General features: G+C 67.8%; 28 protein-coding genes. 20 read left to right on the plus strand and 8 right to left on the minus strand.

The window, feature by feature from the left end; all coding sequences use genetic code 11:
- Positions 1-328: 328 nt before the first annotated feature.
- A complete protein-coding gene (locus MKK88_RS33705) occupies positions 329-463 on the plus strand; it encodes a hypothetical protein (RefSeq protein ID WP_279602032.1) in 135 nt (44 codons plus the stop codon).
- Between the two features lie 172 nt (positions 464-635).
- A complete protein-coding gene (locus MKK88_RS02550; RefSeq protein ID WP_243997020.1) occupies positions 636-962 on the plus strand; it encodes an integration host factor subunit beta in 327 nt (108 codons plus the stop codon).
- Between the two features lie 273 nt (positions 963-1,235).
- On the opposite strand, the gene MKK88_RS02555 is transcribed toward MKK88_RS02550, so the two are convergent.
- The 4 genes from MKK88_RS02555 to MKK88_RS02570 form a co-directional block, all read right to left on the minus strand.
- Positions 1,236-4,160 carry a hypothetical protein gene (locus MKK88_RS02555; RefSeq protein WP_243997021.1) on the minus strand — a complete coding sequence of 975 codons (2,925 nt, stop codon included), beginning with the start codon at positions 4,158-4,160 and terminating at the stop codon, positions 1,236-1,238.
- 134 nt (positions 4,161-4,294) lie between these two features.
- A complete protein-coding gene (locus MKK88_RS02560) occupies positions 4,295-4,846 on the minus strand; it encodes a hypothetical protein (protein ID WP_243997022.1) in 552 nt (183 codons plus the stop codon).
- Between the two features lie 108 nt (positions 4,847-4,954).
- The gene (locus MKK88_RS02565) at positions 4,955-5,122 is read right to left on the minus strand and encodes a hypothetical protein (RefSeq protein WP_243997023.1); all 168 of its coding nucleotides are present in this window, start codon (positions 5,120-5,122) and stop codon (positions 4,955-4,957) included.
- 34 nt (positions 5,123-5,156) lie between these two features.
- Positions 5,157-5,459 (minus strand): hypothetical protein, encoded by a 303-nt coding sequence (locus tag MKK88_RS02570; RefSeq protein ID WP_243997024.1) that lies wholly within the window; start codon positions 5,457-5,459, stop codon positions 5,157-5,159.
- A 110-nt stretch (positions 5,460-5,569) separates the two neighbouring features.
- On the opposite strand from MKK88_RS02570, the gene MKK88_RS02575 reads away from it, so the two are divergent.
- Genes MKK88_RS02575 through MKK88_RS02600 form a run of 6 tightly spaced genes read left to right on the plus strand, consistent with a single transcriptional unit; the run spans position 5,570 to position 7,180 of the window.
- The gene (locus MKK88_RS02575; protein WP_243997025.1) at positions 5,570-5,803 is read left to right on the plus strand and encodes a helix-turn-helix domain-containing protein; all 234 of its coding nucleotides are present in this window, start codon (positions 5,570-5,572) and stop codon (positions 5,801-5,803) included.
- Positions 5,800-6,075 carry a hypothetical protein gene (locus MKK88_RS02580; protein ID WP_243997026.1) on the plus strand — a complete coding sequence of 92 codons (276 nt, stop codon included), beginning with the start codon at positions 5,800-5,802 and terminating at the stop codon, positions 6,073-6,075. The genes MKK88_RS02575 and MKK88_RS02580 overlap by 4 nt, the downstream gene beginning before the upstream one ends.
- Positions 6,072-6,329 carry a hypothetical protein gene (locus tag MKK88_RS02585; protein ID WP_243997027.1) on the plus strand — a complete coding sequence of 86 codons (258 nt, stop codon included), beginning with the start codon at positions 6,072-6,074 and terminating at the stop codon, positions 6,327-6,329. Before MKK88_RS02580 ends, MKK88_RS02585 begins: the two co-directional genes overlap by 4 nt.
- Positions 6,326-6,601, plus strand: coding sequence for a hypothetical protein (locus MKK88_RS02590; protein WP_243997028.1), 276 nt, complete (start codon positions 6,326-6,328; stop codon positions 6,599-6,601). Before MKK88_RS02585 ends, MKK88_RS02590 begins: the two co-directional genes overlap by 4 nt.
- Positions 6,602-6,648: 47 nt before the next feature.
- Positions 6,649-6,945, plus strand: a complete 297-nt coding sequence (locus MKK88_RS02595) for a hypothetical protein (RefSeq protein ID WP_243997029.1) — start codon at positions 6,649-6,651, stop codon at positions 6,943-6,945.
- Positions 6,938-7,180, plus strand: coding sequence for a hypothetical protein (locus MKK88_RS02600; protein WP_243997030.1), 243 nt, complete (start codon positions 6,938-6,940; stop codon positions 7,178-7,180). The genes MKK88_RS02595 and MKK88_RS02600 overlap by 8 nt, the downstream gene beginning before the upstream one ends.
- 146 nt (positions 7,181-7,326) lie before the next feature.
- Here MKK88_RS02600 and MKK88_RS02605 read toward each other — a convergent pair whose 3' ends face one another.
- Complete coding sequence (locus MKK88_RS02605) at positions 7,327-7,803, minus strand: hypothetical protein (RefSeq protein ID WP_243997031.1); 477 nt, start codon at positions 7,801-7,803, stop codon at positions 7,327-7,329.
- 109 nt (positions 7,804-7,912) lie between these two features.
- Here MKK88_RS02605 and MKK88_RS02610 point away from each other — a divergent pair, with 109 nt between their 5' ends.
- The 7 genes from MKK88_RS02610 (at position 7,913) to MKK88_RS02640 (ending at position 11,988) form a co-directional block, all read left to right on the plus strand.
- Positions 7,913-8,125, plus strand: coding sequence for a helix-turn-helix domain-containing protein (locus MKK88_RS02610; RefSeq protein WP_243997032.1), 213 nt, complete (start codon positions 7,913-7,915; stop codon positions 8,123-8,125).
- A complete protein-coding gene (locus MKK88_RS02615; protein ID WP_243997033.1) occupies positions 8,125-8,526 on the plus strand; it encodes a hypothetical protein in 402 nt (133 codons plus the stop codon). Before MKK88_RS02610 ends, MKK88_RS02615 begins: the two co-directional genes overlap by 1 nt.
- The gene (locus MKK88_RS02620; protein ID WP_243997034.1) at positions 8,523-8,975 is read left to right on the plus strand and encodes a hypothetical protein; all 453 of its coding nucleotides are present in this window, start codon (positions 8,523-8,525) and stop codon (positions 8,973-8,975) included. The genes MKK88_RS02615 and MKK88_RS02620 overlap by 4 nt, the downstream gene beginning before the upstream one ends.
- Positions 8,972-9,685, plus strand: coding sequence for a hypothetical protein (locus MKK88_RS02625; RefSeq protein WP_243997035.1), 714 nt, complete (start codon positions 8,972-8,974; stop codon positions 9,683-9,685). Before MKK88_RS02620 ends, MKK88_RS02625 begins: the two co-directional genes overlap by 4 nt.
- Positions 9,682-11,112 carry a DUF5906 domain-containing protein gene (locus MKK88_RS02630; protein ID WP_243997036.1) on the plus strand — a complete coding sequence of 477 codons (1,431 nt, stop codon included), beginning with the start codon at positions 9,682-9,684 and terminating at the stop codon, positions 11,110-11,112. The genes MKK88_RS02625 and MKK88_RS02630 overlap by 4 nt, the downstream gene beginning before the upstream one ends.
- Positions 11,113-11,370: 258 nt before the next feature.
- Entirely contained in the window at positions 11,371-11,658 is a 288-nt protein-coding gene (locus MKK88_RS02635) for a hypothetical protein (RefSeq protein WP_243997037.1), read from the plus strand.
- 12 nt (positions 11,659-11,670) lie between these two features.
- Positions 11,671-11,988 (plus strand): hypothetical protein, encoded by a 318-nt coding sequence (locus MKK88_RS02640; protein WP_243997038.1) that lies wholly within the window; start codon positions 11,671-11,673, stop codon positions 11,986-11,988.
- A 16-nt stretch (positions 11,989-12,004) separates the two neighbouring features.
- On the opposite strand, the gene MKK88_RS02645 is transcribed toward MKK88_RS02640, so the two are convergent.
- Both MKK88_RS02645 and MKK88_RS02650 read right to left on the minus strand, forming a co-directional pair.
- A complete protein-coding gene (locus tag MKK88_RS02645; protein ID WP_243997039.1) occupies positions 12,005-12,340 on the minus strand; it encodes a hypothetical protein in 336 nt (111 codons plus the stop codon).
- The gene (locus tag MKK88_RS02650; protein ID WP_243997040.1) at positions 12,340-12,558 is read right to left on the minus strand and encodes a hypothetical protein; all 219 of its coding nucleotides are present in this window, start codon (positions 12,556-12,558) and stop codon (positions 12,340-12,342) included. Before MKK88_RS02650 ends, MKK88_RS02645 begins: the two co-directional genes overlap by 1 nt.
- A gap of 198 nt (positions 12,559-12,756) precedes the next feature.
- On the opposite strand from MKK88_RS02650, the gene MKK88_RS02655 reads away from it, so the two are divergent.
- A complete protein-coding gene (locus tag MKK88_RS02655; RefSeq protein WP_243997041.1) occupies positions 12,757-13,041 on the plus strand; it encodes a hypothetical protein in 285 nt (94 codons plus the stop codon).
- Positions 13,038-13,700, plus strand: a complete 663-nt coding sequence (locus MKK88_RS02660; RefSeq protein WP_243997042.1) for a hypothetical protein — start codon at positions 13,038-13,040, stop codon at positions 13,698-13,700. Before MKK88_RS02655 ends, MKK88_RS02660 begins: the two co-directional genes overlap by 4 nt.
- A 17-nt stretch (positions 13,701-13,717) precedes the next feature.
- On the opposite strand, the gene MKK88_RS02665 is transcribed toward MKK88_RS02660, so the two are convergent.
- A complete protein-coding gene (locus MKK88_RS02665; protein ID WP_243997043.1) occupies positions 13,718-14,308 on the minus strand; it encodes a hypothetical protein in 591 nt (196 codons plus the stop codon).
- 68 nt (positions 14,309-14,376) lie between these two features.
- Here MKK88_RS02665 and MKK88_RS02670 point away from each other — a divergent pair, with 68 nt between their 5' ends.
- From MKK88_RS02670 to MKK88_RS34205, 3 genes are all read left to right on the plus strand, one after another.
- Positions 14,377-14,565: a hypothetical protein gene (locus MKK88_RS02670; protein ID WP_243997044.1), complete on the plus strand. Its 189-nt coding sequence runs from the start codon at positions 14,377-14,379 to the stop codon at positions 14,563-14,565.
- A gap of 174 nt (positions 14,566-14,739) precedes the next feature.
- On the plus strand, positions 14,740-15,438 hold the full coding sequence (locus MKK88_RS02675) for a haloacid dehalogenase type II (RefSeq protein WP_243997045.1): 699 nt from the start codon (positions 14,740-14,742) through the stop codon (positions 15,436-15,438).
- A gap of 188 nt (positions 15,439-15,626) precedes the next feature.
- Positions 15,627-15,883: tryptophan-rich sensory protein (locus MKK88_RS34205; RefSeq protein WP_409566608.1), on the plus strand; the 257-nt coding region annotated here is incomplete at its 3' end.

The following is a 15,883-nucleotide window of genomic DNA, read 5'->3' on the forward strand; positions in this document are numbered from 1 at the left end:
TTCATGGCTTGTGAGGGGTGTCGTGGGCCTCACAAGGCCACTTTGAATTCGAAGGCCTCACCCTTGCCGGGGTGGGGCCTTTGGCTTTTCAGGGTCCTACTGCGGCGGTCGGTGCTCCTGGTGATGCCGGCGACTCGCGCGAGGCGATGCGTAGCCGGACACGCCATGTCGGCCGGCGCGAACCGTTAAGTCAACGTTGCGGGGTGCCATGCTCGCGAAGCTGCCGATCGTGCTGCAGTACGCCTCTGCCGGAAGCGCCTTCGTCTCAGCCGGTTTGTAGCTGTGGTCCGCCTTGATGCACCTGCCCCGGCGCACGATGCGTCTCTGGATGGACGGCCAGCTCTCGACCTCGACACCGCGAGATGACGCCTTGGCGCGGCAGTCGAAAATCAACGCGGGCGCCGCCCTGGCTGCCGGCATCGCAGCGCTGCTTCAGGGTCTCGCGACGGCTCTGGCGGGATAACCCGCGGTTAGGCCGTGTGGCGCGCTTGGCTTCCGGGCCCGGGGGCCGCATCATCTGTCCATTCTTCGGTAGCTTCGCACCTCCAAGGACAAAGGGCCGGGTCGCTCCACAGCGCCCGGCCCACATCGTTCCGCAGCATCAACGGCCGCCGCAGGCCCTGCACTTCGCCATCATGATCCGATCCGAGCTCGTCGCCCGCATCGCGGCGCAGAACCCGCACCTCTACGCCAAGGACGTCGAGGCGGTGGTCGACGCCATCCTGGACCGGATCACCGAGGCTCTGGCGGACGGCGACCGCGTGGAGCTACGCGACTTCGGCACGTTCGCGACGAAGGAGCGTCGGGCCCGCACCGGCCGCAACCCGCGCTCGGGCCAGAGCGTCGCCGTCGCGGCCAAGCAAGCCATCCAGTTCAAGCCGGGCAAGACCCTGCGCGCGCGGCTCAACCTCAGGCTGGAAGATCAGGACGGCGAGGCGGGGCGCCTGTTGCGCGCTTCGTGATAGCGCCGATGGTATCAAGGGCTACGGCCGGCGCACCGCTTGCCGTCCGCGGCTGCCGGTACCCGGGCGCCCGACATGCCCGCCGCTCGCACAGCCGGGCCCGGAACTCCAGCTCTGACGCCATCCCATCGAGGTGCCGCGCGATCGCGATCTGGTGGCGCTGACGCGCCCGCGCATGCCGCCGGAACCGCCGCTCCGAGGCCTGCATCCGCGCCAGGAACACGAGCCCGCGGACGACCAGCCGGAACGATGGTGAGCGGCGGTCCGCGCCGCTCACGTGCCGCTTCCCATCGCCAGGATGTCAGCGACGAGACTTTCCTTCAGCTCCTCGTCCGCGCCATCCTGGACCCATCGTGCCTTCAGGAGCAGGCCGGTCAGCGTCCGCGCCGGCATCTCGGCGAGGGACCGCGCGCGGTTGAGCAGAGCGAGATCGGCCTCCGCGTAGGCCTCTTCGAGTTTGCGATAGCCGAGATGCTCCGAGACGCGACCCCAGGTTCGGTCCCACGCATCCCGTTCCACTTCGAACCGCCGCCGCGCTTCGTCGTGTTCCGAGTTGCTCGCGAACGCCCCGCGCTCCGGGCGGACCGGCGCCGGGCCAGCGCAAGCGGTAAGCGTCGCCTCGGCTGACCGTTCCTGGCGGCGTACCGCTTCACGGGCCGCGAGAAGCGCGACCAACTCCGGCTCAATCGCCAGCAACGCGGCATCGGGATGCTCGTCAGCCGGAACGCGCGCGATGGCGTGGATGTCGAGCGCGAGCCTGCCGTCGGTCGCGTGATCCTTACGCGTGAGCCGCTCCTCGTAATGGTCAGCATACTCGATCCAAGCGAGCGCCAGGGCCTTCGCTACGAGGTGCTGCCGCGTGGCCGGCAGACGCTCGGCTTCGTGGATCAATGCACCGCGGCGTTCGAGCAAGGACTCCGACGCGTCATCGTCCAACGCCTCTTCGGCCGCGGCGCACGCAGCCCACGTCGCGAGGATCCGGTCCGCCAGCGTGCCGGCTGTGTCGGCATCGGCGACCGGCGTCTCGACGCTCACCCCGGCCAGCCGCGCCGCGCCCTCCTGTACCTGCCGGAGCATGCGCCACACGCTGTAGACCGGACCGCGCGCCGGGACCGCCTCGGGTACCAGCGGTGATGACCCCTCGCTGTGCAGCCGCGCCAGCACCAGTGCCTTGATGCCGTAGCCCGCGACCGTCTCGGCCGGCGCGCGCGCGATCCTCACCGCCACCGCGCTGACCGCGTTATAGGCCTCCGATGTGCCGGCACGCGCCTCCTCGACCCACGCCGACATGAACTCGGCCCCGAGGGCGAGCAGCGCGGCGTCGGCGGGGGGCGCGCCCATCGTCACGGGCGCATCGCCGGAGAACGCACCGCCCGGCGCGATGCCGTACAGCGCCGCCGCGACCGTCCCGAGGGCACGCTCGCCGTCCGAAGGCTCGGCATCGATCCGGCTCCGACGGACGATCTCCACGAGGTACGTCGCCAGGGCCACAGCGCCCGCTAGGGTCGTCGGCCGGGCCGACAACAGCGCATCGAAGGCGGCCGCTTGCCGCTTCTCGGGCTCCTGCGACGCGGCCATGGCCGCGGCATAGCCAGGGTCGTGGGACGTCATTTCGTTCCAGACCGCAGACAACCGGTCCCATTCGGCGAAGGCAGTCCGGTGCCTTTCGATCAGGGCAAGCACTGGATCCGGTGCCCCGTCGTCATCGGACAGGTCGGCCGCCACCAGCGCCAGGGCATCCATCCGCATCTCGCGGCGCATCTCACGCTCGACGCGCGGCCAGAGGGTCGGATCCGGGTTGGTGGCAAGGTCGGAACAGCTTCGCTCGACCTCCGCCTCGGCCAGTTCGAAGAGACGCCCGGCCTCGCGCTGGATCGCCTCGTCGAGCGACAGCAGGATGCGCGGGGCGTGGGCCGGGAACGGCACGAGGCCAGGGTGCCGCGCAGCCTCGTCCTGCCACCCTTGGAACGTCGAGGGCCAGGCGTAACCTGCGCCGACGCACGGGACCTCGCTACCCCCATCCGGAGGCGTCGGACCGCCGCGCGCGAGGCCTTTGACGATCAGGCGCAGGACCTGGTGGCCGTCGTCGAGATCCACCTCCTCCCGGTCCAGATATTCGACCACGTAGCGGGCGAGTGAGACGCAGCCCGCGGCCGTAGTCGGAGCCATCTCCAGCACCGTCTCGTTCCAGTGCTTCCAGAACTCGGCGAGGGCCACATCGCGCTGGCGCTCCAGTTCCCGCGGCTCTGTCGTGCGCTCCGTCCAGCTATCCCGAATGGTGTGCCACACAGCGTCGAGCCGACGGCTCTCCGCGAGCGCCGCGAACACGGGGTCGGGCTCGTCCTTCGGAGGCACGCACACCCCGGCCCCGGCGATCAGTGAGGCCGCAGCGTGGCTCGCCGTCGACCCGGGCTCGCCATCCTCGACCGTGCCGCGCTCGTCCTGGATGCGCCATGCCCAGGTCTCCGCCAGCGCGCGGAACCCGGCCGGCGTGGTCGGGCGCACGGCCCGCAAGCGCGCATAGGCGGCGCTGTCCGCGGCCTCTGCCTCAGGCACCTCCGGTACGCCCACACCACCTGCAGCCTCGATCGCCACGCCGAGCGCATCCCATGTCGCCCGGTACTCCGCCACCACCGCGAGCGCCGGATCCGGCTCGACAGCGCCGCCGAGCCCGCCGAGCATACCAGCCGCCCCGTCGAGCGCGCCGAGGCTTTTGCTCAGGCCGGCCGCCGTCGCGCTCATCGGGTGAGGGCCCACCACGAGCCCGCCACGCCCACCACCAGCCTCCGCCGCCTCGACGGCCGCCCTGAGCTGCCGCAGCAGGTCCTGCGGATCCTCGACGACCTCTGACGCTGGCGAGTCCGAGACGTAGCGCAGCAGCCGAACGGCGCCCGGCACGTCGGCGGGCCGCGTGGCGATCAGGTCCGCCCAGGCCGCGCCGTCGGCGTCCGAGGCAGCGCTGAACACGGCATCGGCCTCCGCCTCAGCCTCCTTCGAAGCCGTCATCGCCGCGTCAATGCCCTTGGTAGCGCGCTCCAGACCCTCGCGCGCGACGCGATGGCGCTCGATCGCGGCGTCTACCGGATCAGGTGTCAGGGCGCGACCGAACCCGAGCGGCGTCGGCTCGGCCAGACGGTCCTGACGTAGAGGTGCCGGCTGAGCCAGACCGGCCGGGAATGGGGGTGTCTCGTTCGTCATCACGAGCTTTCAGCGAGAGGACTGGCAGTGCGCGTGGCGCCTCGCGCGAGGCGGCCCGTATGCTACACGTCAAGCTAGTCTGCCAGACTGCTAGCAAGCCGAAATTCTAGTTTTCCGGAGACGCGGCCGGCGCCTCAGAACAGCGTCGCGAGCCCCGTGAGCACGGCGCCGCCGCCGATGATCGCGACGGCCGCGAAGACCTCACCGGCGAGGCCGGACGCCTGCAGCAGACGCCGCCGCATGGTCTCGCGCGGGGCAGCCACGTGGCAGGGCGGGGCACGGCGCTCGACCGCCGGCGCGAGACGCCCCAGGGGCGCGGCCACGGGCAGCATGTCCGGCGGCAGGTCGGACCCCGCGAACTGGGACAGGTCCGCCTCGCGCATCAGCACCAGCCGCCCGAAGAAGTCGTCGGCCTCCGCGGTCACGGCCTCCTCACGGGCGTACCAGCGGAGATGCCGGACCAGGGCGAGCGCCCCGAACCGGGAGCCACACGGCGTCGCCAGCAACTCCTCGAGCGCTTCCTGCATCGCGGTCTCTGCGCGGTGCGAGGCCTCGCCGATCGGGGCGACCTGGAACACGGACCAAGCCTCGGCATGGGCCTGGATAGCGGAGAGGATCGGATCGGACTCCACGACGCGGACGGCGCCGAGGTCGGGCATGAAATCGGGGATGCGGGCGTGCGTCATGGTTCGCGCTCCTGATGGGGCTCGTGGCGGTGGGACGGCGGTGGCGAAAGGGTTGGGTCTCGTGTCGGCGCCAGGCCGGCGCCGCGGGAGTCGGGGATCGAAGTGTGCTCAGAAATTCCAGGGCTGGATGCCGTGGGCGGCGCAGTAGGCGCGGGCCTCGGTCTTGTTGCTGAAGGGCAGGCGCGGCGCGCTGACGTAGGCCGGGCCGGCGCAGGGGCGCTCGCAGATGACGAGGTTGAAGGTCTTGCGGGCGGCGCGTTCGGGGGAGGCGATCATCGGTGGGTCTCCGGGCGGGATGCGGTGCGGCGGCTCAGTGCTTGATGGCGTTGCGGGCGGCGCGAGCGGCCTGCCAGGCGGCTTTCAGGGCCACCGACATGCTCGGGCCCCAGGCAGCGCCGGTGCGGCCCTGGTGGGACTTCGCGGCCTCGACGGCGACGGCCATGATGGCGGACCGGTCGAATGCGCCGGTCGGGGTGACGAAGCGGGTGCGGCGGTGCTGGGCCAGCGCCTGGATCAAGGAGCGGGCTGAGATGAGACCGGGGACGACCAGGGTGCGGTCGCCCTTGATGTCGCGGAGGGCGGCGTTCCAGGAGATGCGGCGCTGGAGGGACATCAGGCTAATTCCTGTCGATAACAGACAGGAGTTTAGCTTTACGATATCGCCAGTCAAGCGCTTTTACGAAATTACTTGCGTTTTTCGACAGCCCACGGCAGGTTGCTGAAATGACCCCCGCTCAGTGTCGTGCCGCCCGTGGCCTCCTCAAGTGGAACCAAGATGATCTCGCTCGCGAGGCGAAGGTCAGCGTCGTCACCGTGCGGAACTTCGAGAACGAAAAGTCGACGCCGCAGCGGGCCACACTGGACGTGATGAGCAGGTGCTTCGAGGCTGCCGGCCTGGAGTTCATCCATGAGAACGGTGGCGGGGCAGGGATCCGGTTCAGGGAGCGTCGGTCGTGACCTACGCCGTCGAACAGCTCACCCCCGGCAGCTACGACGTTCTGCTCGATGGCCACCTTGTGGCGTCCTTGGTCCGCGAGGTCGACCGCAGCGAGGCGGTGCGGGGATGGCTAATCGAGCTGCTCGACGAGACGCCGCCGCCCCAGCGCCCGGCCCCCTTCACGGCGCAGAGCCACGCCTTCGAGACCCGCGCGGCCGCGCTGGCCTGGCTCGGCATCCGAGATGCGGCCGAGGTCGCCGACAGACCGCTCGGGGAGCAGAGGGTGCCGTGACGCGGCTCAGCGACGATAGACAGCTGATAGAGCCGCAAGGCGGGGCGATACGGCGCTGGCTCGCTTTCGCACTGACCGCCGTGGCTCTCGGCACGCCGATCGCTGGCATGTTCGTGGTGATGTGGCCGTTTCTGCTGGCCTGGGCGCGTATCGCCTCCAACGGCATCGAGATCATCGGCGCGGCCATCGTCTCGGGCCTTATCGGTATTGGATTGTCAGCCCACATCCATCGTGATCGGGGCGTGCGCCCGTGAGCCGTCCCCACGCCGCGCAGATCCGCCTGCTGTCGTTCCTGGCGCTGACGCCCGGTGCCGGCTTCGTCGACCTCGTGCGGCTCGATCAGGTGCGCCAGATCCGCGCCGGAGACGACCTGTTCGTGCCGACGCTGGTAGCGCGCGGCTGGGCCGAACTTGGACGGCAGCGCGGCGGCGTCGTGCGCATCACGGATGCCGGCCGCCTCGCCCTAATGGACGCGACCGCGGGCAGCGCCACGGCGACATGGCCGGGGATGCGGAAGACACCATGAGCGATCGGCAAAGCCAAAGGTCCAACCATGCGGCTGAGAGCGTGGGCGTGCAGGCGCTCGAAGCCTTCATCAGGCTCGGCCAGCAGCTCGCCGGTCGAGCGGCCAGCGCGAATTTCCAGGCCGTTACGGCCCGGTCCAGTTGGACGAGGGCCGACGTCGAGACCGAGACCGAGCACGCGATCGAGCGCATGAAGATCGGCGCGCGAGATCTCGTGGTCGCCAGAGGTGCCGACCCCGACGATATGTACTGGCGGATGGCATGGATCGCCATGGAGATCCGGTATCGCGACACGATGGCGAACCTGCTGCGCATCTCGGGTCTTCGGGGAGGGAGCAGTGTTTGACCTAAGCTGGACGCCGACCGGCCTCCCAGACGTGACCGACTTCGTGGACGAGGCGGGGACGATCTTCGGCTACGTCCAGCCGATGGCGGCCAGCATACGCGCCTACGTGACCGAGTACCGCCCTGGCAGGAAGGTCACCTTCGCCAGCATCACCGATCACCCGACCGACGAGGCTGCTCGCGCGCACGTCGAGGCCGAGGTCGCGCGGCTTTACGGAGGAGGCGATGCCAGCTGAAGCGCAACATCGCCGCCGATCGCGCGGTCGGCGACCTGCTGCGCGATCGGCATCGATCTAGGCTCTGAGATGAGCCGGGACGAGGCGCCCTTCTACTGATAACGGCTTGTCGGCATTTCTATCAAATTTCGCATTTACTTTGCGTTTTATTCCGAGTTTTGCGCAAGTAACGTTTTCATAATAATCAGCAGTTTTTCTATATCACCCCTGTTCCCAATACGAGTAGCGAGGTCGCGTCCGGCGGCCATATCGTCTAATAATTGTGAAGCAAAATCATGCGCTTGTTTTATCATGTAAAAGCTACTTGACTGCATTGCCTTTGTAACGATTTTATATTCCGATAAGATATCTTTATATTCTAGTATCTGTTTCTCTTTAGTCGCTATGACGTCCTGCAGATTACAAATGATATCTTTTTGATTTGTAATTGTTTCGGCTAGTGCCGCTTCCTTCTCTAGGCTCTTCTCGACCTCCTCACTCACCGAGCTGCCGTTCTTCTCCGCCCGGGCAATGTAGGAAGCACGCAACTCATCGCGCATTCGAAAGGTCATCGTATGTCGCTTTCGCTCGTCGTCCGGCAGCCGCGGGCGGCCCCGACGCTTCGGGCTCTCGTGCTCAACCATCGCTAATTTCCGCCATTTAATAGAAAGCTCTGACAACGCATAAAAGCTTGCAAGGCTTGCCGCAAGGGAGTAGCTATCAGCGGTGTTTTTGACACTACGGAAATTCGCGATGGACGAGGAGGCGAAGGCCACGCTGAGCAAGGCGACGTGCAGCTTGGATCAAGCCGCAGCGCTCCTCGGCCTCTCACGCCCAAGCATCGTCGAGGCGATCGGGCGGGGTGATATCGAAGCTCGCAAGTTCGGTCGGAAATGGATCATTCCGACTGCACCTCTCCGCAGGATGCTGCGGATCGAGGATGCGCCGAAGGCCAACGCCGCCTGATGCGCCACCCGGTGGGCCGGCGGTCGCGAGGAAGCGCGACCACCGGACCGGGTACGAAGGCCGGCGTTCGGGCCGGCTCGCGTCCCACGTATACACCTTCCGCCGATCCGCGCGCCGCCCGCGCCGCGGCCGACCTGCTCACCGACGCCGAGGTCCTCGTTGGCTCGACGTCCTGGCTGCTCTCCCTCGCCGACTGGCTCACGGAGGAGCTCGACCTCGCTGATGGCGAGACCGTCCGGCTACGCCGCGCCGACGTTGAGAAGGTGCGTTCGGGGCTGATCCGATGCGTGGCCTGCCTCGACACGCTGACCTGCGACCCCGCGCAGCTGCCGCCCCTCGACGACGCCTCGCCCGAGGCCGCGCCGTCTCCCGCCACACCGAGCCAGCGGACGCTGCAATGATCCAGGCCAGCATCCCTCCCCTCGAACTCAGCCACCTCGTCACGTCCGGCCAGCCGCATTTCCGACCCGTCTACGCGGCCATGCGCAGCGCCGGCGTCGGGCTGCTTCTCGTGCGGCAGGGGCACGGCCGCTTCGATGTCCCGAGGCTACCCCGCGGTCGTGGCTTCGTGGCCGTGATCGGCGACGACATGGACCGCGCTGACGGCCCAGAAGGGTTCCGCAGGAAGTCCCTCCGACGCCTCCTGGCGGCCGTAGGCGGCATCTCGCTGATCTCCTGCGAGATCCTGCCTGAGGTCTACGCCACGGCCGCCGAGGTCGCCGCGCTCGGCAAAAACGTTGCGATCATCGAGACCCGCCCCGAGCAGGAAGGCGCGTGGCTGGACTTCGTCAAGGAAGCGGCCCCGCGCGCCAGCCTCCTGATCTGCACGGCCGCGGCGGGCACGGCATGAACCCGGTGCCCGCCACCCTCGAAGCCGACGCCGCGCTCGCCGAGTCCGGCACCCGCCAAGCCGCCATGTGGTCGGGCGATGGCCAGATCCGCGAGGAGTTCGCCGCTTGTGAGCGCCTCCCCTTCCGCGACGTCGAGTGGTTCGCCGACCAGGGCGTGTCCGCGTGCAAGCTCCTCGGCTACCGGTTCGACCCGACCGAGATGGGCGAAGCCGCGTTCTGCCGCGCCTTCCCGGGTTGGCCGCCGATAGACATCGGTTTCGAGGTGCGTCGGGCTCGCGTCCAGTTTCTACGCTCCGGCCGCGTCGTGCTCACATCCAACAAGCGAGCCGACCCCGGGGCGCTGATCACTGCCTTCGTGATCCCGGCGTTCAACGCCGACGGAGTGATGACCGACCTCATCGCCTGGCGCCCCCGGACCGGACACATCGGTTCGACGGAGCGAACAGCAGGCTGGCTCGCCGGCGGCTACGTGTCGGAGGACGAACCTCTCATCGTCCATCCGGATCCGCTGGCCTGGCTACGTGCCGGCCGCCAGGGCGTCGTGGTGGTGCACGAGGATCTCGCCCGCCCGGCCCTCCTCGCCCAGCGCACGCTTCAGGCCGCCGACGTCGACCACGGCGAGGCTCTACAGGCCATGCTGTCAAAGGTTCGCCTTCCGCGGATCGTCGTCCCTGCCTTCCCCGGCGAGACCGCGAGGCGGGCGGCATGACGTCTCTCGTCGACCTCCAGAAGGCCCGTAAGCAAGCGAAGCAGACGAACGGCCGGACGGACGATGCCGAGCCGCGGCGCTTGGGCTTCGACATGGAGGTGATGAACACGGAGTATGCGCTGGTCTTGATCGGGTCCAAGTCGTTGGTCCTGTACGAACAGCCCAACGCACCGCCTGAACACCGCGTCCGCATTCTGACGATGAGGGCCTTTCAGGACTGGTTCTCCAACCGGTTCACCGAGATCCGCACCGCCGACGGATCCGTGAAACCGGTCTCGTGGGCCACGGCTTGGCAGCGCGACCGCAACCGTCGGCAGTACCGGGGCATCGAGTTCCACCCGAACCCCGACGGCGTGGAGGGGACAGTAGATTACTTCAACATGTGGCAAGGTTTCCCGCTGCAACCTACAGCGAAGCACAACGGTTACGCGGTATTCCGCGACCATCTGCTAAATAATATCTGTGGCGGCGATCAGCATACCTACAATTGGCTATTCGCCTTTTTCGCACATATTTTCCAGCGACCTAGAGAACGACCAGGCGTATCTCTGGTGTTCCGAGGTGGGCAGGGCGCGGGCAAGACCAAGGTGGGCGAGGTGTTCGGGTCGCTGCTTGCGACCCACTACCTGCTCGTCGACACGCCCCGGTATCTCGTCGGGCAGTTCAACACGCACATGACCTCTCTGCTCCTGCTCCAGGCGGACGAGGCGGTGTGGGCTGGCGACAAGCAGGCCGAGGGCCGGCTGAAGAGCCTCGTCACCAGCAACGTGCAGATGATCGAGGCGAAGGGGGTCGATCCGATCCCGATGAAGAACTTCGTCCGGCTCATCATGACCTCGAACGAAGATTGGGTGGTGCCGGCCGGGAAGGACGAGCGGCGGTTCTGCGTGCTCGACGTGTCGGATCGGTGCGCCCAGAACACGGCCTACTTCGCCGAGATGCAGGCCGAGCTGGACGACGGCGGTCGCGAGGCCCTGCTGCACGACCTGCTCGCGTTCGATCTGTCCACGGTCGACCTGCGCCGCATCCCGAAGACTGCTGCCCTGTTGGATCAGAAGTTTCGCTCGCTCGATCCTGTCGATGCGTGGTGGCTCGACCGGCTGATGGCGGGAGCGCTCCTCGGGGATGACAGCGAATGGTTGTCCGAGGTCGGGTGCTCGGCCCTGTACCTCGATTATCTGGTGGTTTCCGATCGAACAGGGGTACGTCGGAAAGTCGACAAGAACGTCTTCGGTGAAGCGCTGAAGAAGCTCATTCCCGGCCTCAAAAAGAAGCGGCCCCGGAAGGTCCCAGCGCGCTGGTCCGACGAGGACGATGTGAAGCGTCCTTGGCTCTACACGCTGCCACCCCTTGCAGACTGTCGCACGGCCTTTGCGGAGCAACTCGGACAGAACATCGAGTGGCCTGAGGACGAGGATAGCTCATAGCGGTCCAAGCACCTGCTTGGACCGAATGATTTACTTGGACCGCGCAAGCCATTGAAATCAAATGGTGGTCCAGGCGGTCCAGGCGGTCCAAGCGAAAACAGCCCCCGCGCGTACGCGCGCGCGTCAAGGCTCAGAAGTAAAATCCGTGATTTCACAATACTGGTTGGACCGCTTGGACCGCTTGGACCATCGTTTAAAATCAATGACTTATATGGTCCAACCAAAATAAAATGGTTGGACCGGTTGGACCAAAGGCTGATGAGCCATCTCCCGCCGAACAATACCTGGATCATCGCCGCCGCCGACCGCTTCGGCCCGTTCGCTGATGGCCTGGACCCGGCCGAGCGCCTCGCCCGGCTGCGCTCTATGCGGGCGATCGTGAACCTCACGACGGGCCCACGCGGCGGGGCCCTCGCCCGCGCCCTGCACCTCGCCGAACGGGATCCGGCGCACCTGCCGGCCGCCGTCGCGGCGCTGGACGCCCTCGCCGCCCTCGACCGCCGGCACGTGCTCGCCAGCTTCGCCCGCCTTTACCGCACCGACTGACCTGGAGGACCCATGCCGCCCGCCAGCACCGCCCGCCGCCTCGCCGCCCACAAGCGCCGCCCCGAGCCGTCTACCCCCGAGCAGCTCGCCACCTCGATCCTGATGGTGCTCGCTGGCATCGAGCGCCATACACCCGGCGCGCCGGCCGCCCTCGCCTTCCGCTCGGCGCTCCGGCGCAAGGGCCAGGACCTCGCCGAAGCCGGCGGCCCGACGGCGCTGGCCGACATGCTGGCCCGGATCCGCGCGACCGACCCCGACCGGGCCGACGCGCGCGAGACCGTCATCACCGCGGCGTGGGCCGGGCTACCGCAGCCCTCGGACGGAGCTTGAGATGCTCGTGCTCCGATCATTTGCCCGCGACGCTCAGCATCTCCTCGAGCGTGTCGAGCAAGCCGTCCAGTTCGTCGACGGCGGCGATCATCTTGTCGGCCGATTGCTGAAAGGGGCCCGTGGGGTCGTGTGCCACCGTTGCCAGCGTCGCCTTGATGCTGAGCACCTGCTCTCGTCCGGTTGCGATAGCCGACCTGACCAAAGCCGGATCGGCTTGCACGAGCACCCCATCCTCGGTTCGGCGCCCCAAAAGGCGTTGCATCACGGACAGGTTCTCGGTCAGCGTATGCAATTCAGCTATGGCGGGATCGGCGGCCGCCTTGTCGTTCCGGCCCGGAGTTCTGGACACCATCAGATCGCGCTCGACAGCGCGCAGGTCGACGGCAGAGGCGGCAGCGCGGTCAGATCCAGCAGCACGCGCGCGCCCTGGATCGCCGCGATGGTCTCGCCGCTCGCGTCCTGCGAACGGGCCCTGCTCTGCAGGTCATCAAGGCGCATCCTGAGCTCCTCAGCCTGTCGCCCGTCGTACGCGGGCGACAGATCGCTCATCAGGTCGATGAGTTCGTCCATGAGCGCATCAGGCTCGGTCGTGACGGCAGAGGTTTGCATGTGCCGGATCGTACTTTGTGCGATCCGGCACGGTGCACTACGGCGACCACGGCCGCTGCAACGCAGATCAGGTCCGTGCCCGGCCGCAGCCTGCCGTTCTTGCAACGTACCACCCGCCTCGGGTCACAAGCCCGCGAGATCTGCCCGGAGAGCGTCGTCGTGGGCGACTTGATCACCCTCCCCGTCGCGCCGCGCGAGCGCCTCCGCGAGGTCCACAGCTACGGGTTCGCGGCCGGGCTGATCCTGGTGCTGATGCTGGGCACGGATCCCGGCGCGCACCAGCCGCTGCGGCTCTGCCTCGTCGGGCCCGAACCGCTGCTCATTGAGACGGTCGCCGCCTTCCACCACGACGCCGAGGGCCGCCGAGCCGCCGACAAGGTGGCCGCCGCGGTGCTGCGGGCGCTGCAGCTCGCCGAGTGGACGATCCCGGGGAGCGTCGCGTGACCAAAACCGTCGACCCGCGCGCGGCATCCCGTGTCGCCATCATCGCGCGCTACGGCAGCGAGGCGGCCGCCCTGCTCCCCTGTGATCGCGAGCGGACGCTGCGCGAGCTGACGTGGCACCTCGTGATGCCGGGCAATCCCGAGACCGGCCCCAGCCTGATGGGCTGGCGCGATGGGGCCGCCGGGACCATGCCCCCGGAGGTGCGCCGGGACGTGTCGACCGCGATCCGCCGGCCGGCCGCTCCCGACGACGCTGCGGCCGAGGCCGCCTACTGGACCGAGCGTGCCGCAACGCGCGAGGCGCTCGACGCGGGGCCGCTGCCGGTATGGGTGCGTGCCCGTCAGGCAATCCTCGAGGAGGTCCTCGGGCAGCCGCAGGTTCGGACGCCACCGGATCCGCCGCCACCGGTCACGCTACCCGCGCCGGCGCAGGCTGACGACGCCGGCCGGGACCATGTCGAACCGACGGAGTCGGACGGCGACCAAGAGCAGGACGATGACGCCGGCCCCGACCAAGCCGGGCAGGCCAAGCGTACCCGGGAAGAGGCGCGAGAGGCGGTGCGCGCCCTTCTTGGTAAGGATCTGACCGACCGGGAGATTGCCCGGCGCGTCGGGGTCTCGCCCACAACCGTCGCCGCCGTGAGGAAAGCCAGCGCATGACCGACCGCGCGCAGGTCTCACGTATAAGGTCGTCGTGGACGGATGCAGAGCAGCCAGACGACCAGCGCGAAGGCTGCACCGCCCGCGGCGGAACAGAGGATGAGGCTCACCTCAGTCTGCGGCGCGATCCCGAAGACGATGAGGCCCGCTAGGATCCCCGGCAGGACGCCGATCGCCGCCGTTGGCAGTGCCGCCGTATCGAGCTTGCGGGCGGCCCAGCCCGTCGCGGGCAACGTGAGCAGGAGCGTCGGGCTGATCAGAACGGCGCCCCACAGTCCGAGGAGACCGGTCACCAGAGGGGCCGTCCAGAGGACCTCGAATGCTCGGCTCCAGGTCGTCCTCGCAAACATCGCCATGCCTTGCATCTGAAAGTCGTCGACGAAGCCGGCAAACATCGTCGACGCGCAGAAGCAGTAGGCGGCGACATAGTGCCCGAGCACGCCAGCCAGCAGGATGCGGCGGCGCGATGGGCGCCAATCGGATCGGAACAGATACCGCTCGCTCATCGAGGCCTGCTGCGACGGCCAGAGCTCTGCGTACCGTCCAGGATGAGCCATAGCAGCCGTAGAGTTACCAACGGCATCACTAGGCCGGATGTTGACCTGCAACACCTCCGTTGTTCTGTGCCGGTCGGCACCACTATCCCGGAGTTGTCGCACGGCCGCGGGCGACCCTGATGTACCGCGCCCGCCTGCCCCGCGAGACCGGCCGGACCGACCGCGGCGCGATCCTGTCGCCGGAGCTCGACGCCCTCGCCGATCGGGTCCGGCGGCTTCTGCCGTCGCACCGGGATCCGGAGCGCTTCCACGTCGAGCGGGACGCGATCGAGCGGGCGCTGCGGCGGCTGGCGCGGAAGGGCAGCTGACTGACTCCTACAGTCTCCTACGATCTGCTTCCGACCCAACCCGGCCACCTGGATCGCCGTGAACGCTCCTCGTAAGCAGCCATTCGTCGGCCGTCCGGCAACTTCGCCTCAGGGGTAGACAGAAGACGGGGTGGGTAGGGATAGTTCGCGTAGGATCGCCCGGTGGGACCGATAATGCTGCAACTGCAACCTGTGCCGAAGGTGATCACCTTCGACTGCTATGGCACCCTAGTCCGGTGGCATGACGCTATCCGGTCTGCAGCCCACGCGATCCTGGCCGGACGCCTCGCGGAGTCTGATGCGCAAGACCAATCGGTCGCGTTGGCTGACCGATTGCGTAGCGCCGCCGTAGAGCGGCAGCAGCGCCCGCCCTACTGCGATTACAAGTCCGTCCTGCGGTCTGCCCTCGCCGTAGCCCTCGCCGAGGCCGGTCATACACCGAAGCCTGAGGACGAGGAGATGCTGTTATCGACCCTCAGCCGGATCGAGCCGCACCCCGACGTTCCAGGCGCACTCGGTCGATTGCGCGAACGCTACCGGCTCGCGATTATCAGCAACACGGACGACGACCTGATCGCCGGCACCGTCGCGGCGATTGGGGTGCCGATCGACTTCGTCATCACCGCCGAGCAGGCCCGCGCCTACAAGCCCGACCACCGGCTCTTCCTGCACGCCTACGCGACCTTGGGCGTGACGAAGGAGGAGACCGTGCACGTCGGAATGGGGCAGTTCACCGACCTCAAGGTCTGCTACGAACTCGGCATCCGGTCCGTATGGATCGACCGGATCGGCGAACCGCCGAACCTGGATTGGCCGCCGCACGCCAAGCTGAACGATCTTGCGGGTTTACCCGACATGCTGTCGGTCGCTTGAACGCATCAGCGGCGCAGGCGGGTGACCCTTCGTGCCCGCAAGGCGATAGGCGATTTATTCAATGGGACTGGTTGATAGCGGGCCGTCGCCCTTTCCGAACAAAAACTCGTCACCGCGCAGTCGATGCCCTGGGTCGATGCCCGCCCTCATCCCACATGGATGATCGACACCCGTTGAGGAGTACCAGCATGCCATCTCACGCCCGAACGGGAGGCTTATCGCCGCTTCAGGCTTCGGCTCTGGCGGTTGGAGCCGTTACGGCTGCTCTGCTCATCGGACGGCGCGCAAGCCCGACGCCTGATCACCCCCGGACGAGGCGCTGGTATCGGCATCTTGCGAAACCGGACTACACACCGCCGTCGCCGGTCTACCCGGTTGCCTGGACGGGCATCCAGGCGTCGCTCGCCTATGGCGGTTATCGACTGCTTCGCGCCGAGAGATCGCC

This window comes from Methylobacterium sp. E-005, assembly GCF_022829725.1.
Taxonomy (GTDB): domain Bacteria; phylum Pseudomonadota; class Alphaproteobacteria; order Rhizobiales; family Beijerinckiaceae; genus Methylobacterium.

Bases quoted from the DNA above. Each gene is read 5' to 3' on its own strand.
- MKK88_RS33705 (WP_279602032.1), top strand. From the start codon at position 329: ATGGACGGCCAGCTCTCGACCTCGACACCGCGAGATGACGCCTTGGCG.
- MKK88_RS02550 (WP_243997020.1), top strand. From the start codon at position 636: ATGATCCGATCCGAGCTCGTCGCCCGCATCGCGGCGCAGAACCCGCAC.
- MKK88_RS02555 (WP_243997021.1), bottom strand. From the start codon at position 4,160: ATGACGAACGAGACACCCCCATTCCCGGCCGGTCTGGCTCAGCCGGCA.
- MKK88_RS02560 (WP_243997022.1), bottom strand. From the start codon at position 4,846: ATGACGCACGCCCGCATCCCCGATTTCATGCCCGACCTCGGCGCCGTC.
- MKK88_RS02565 (WP_243997023.1), bottom strand. From the start codon at position 5,122: ATGATCGCCTCCCCCGAACGCGCCGCCCGCAAGACCTTCAACCTCGTC.
- MKK88_RS02570 (WP_243997024.1), bottom strand. From the start codon at position 5,459: ATGTCCCTCCAGCGCCGCATCTCCTGGAACGCCGCCCTCCGCGACATC.
- MKK88_RS02575 (WP_243997025.1), top strand. From the start codon at position 5,570: ATGACCCCCGCTCAGTGTCGTGCCGCCCGTGGCCTCCTCAAGTGGAAC.
- MKK88_RS02605 (WP_243997031.1), bottom strand. From the start codon at position 7,803: ATGGTTGAGCACGAGAGCCCGAAGCGTCGGGGCCGCCCGCGGCTGCCG.
- MKK88_RS02610 (WP_243997032.1), top strand. From the start codon at position 7,913: ATGGACGAGGAGGCGAAGGCCACGCTGAGCAAGGCGACGTGCAGCTTG.
- MKK88_RS02615 (WP_243997033.1), top strand. From the start codon at position 8,125: ATGCGCCACCCGGTGGGCCGGCGGTCGCGAGGAAGCGCGACCACCGGA.
- MKK88_RS02620 (WP_243997034.1), top strand. From the start codon at position 8,523: ATGATCCAGGCCAGCATCCCTCCCCTCGAACTCAGCCACCTCGTCACG.
- MKK88_RS02625 (WP_243997035.1), top strand. From the start codon at position 8,972: ATGAACCCGGTGCCCGCCACCCTCGAAGCCGACGCCGCGCTCGCCGAG.
- MKK88_RS02630 (WP_243997036.1), top strand. From the start codon at position 9,682: ATGACGTCTCTCGTCGACCTCCAGAAGGCCCGTAAGCAAGCGAAGCAG.
- MKK88_RS02635 (WP_243997037.1), top strand. From the start codon at position 11,371: ATGAGCCATCTCCCGCCGAACAATACCTGGATCATCGCCGCCGCCGAC.
- MKK88_RS02640 (WP_243997038.1), top strand. From the start codon at position 11,671: ATGCCGCCCGCCAGCACCGCCCGCCGCCTCGCCGCCCACAAGCGCCGC.
- MKK88_RS02645 (WP_243997039.1), bottom strand. From the start codon at position 12,340: ATGGTGTCCAGAACTCCGGGCCGGAACGACAAGGCGGCCGCCGATCCC.
- MKK88_RS02650 (WP_243997040.1), bottom strand. From the start codon at position 12,558: ATGGACGAACTCATCGACCTGATGAGCGATCTGTCGCCCGCGTACGAC.
- MKK88_RS02670 (WP_243997044.1), top strand. From the start codon at position 14,377: ATGTACCGCGCCCGCCTGCCCCGCGAGACCGGCCGGACCGACCGCGGC.
- MKK88_RS02675 (WP_243997045.1), top strand. From the start codon at position 14,740: ATGCTGCAACTGCAACCTGTGCCGAAGGTGATCACCTTCGACTGCTAT.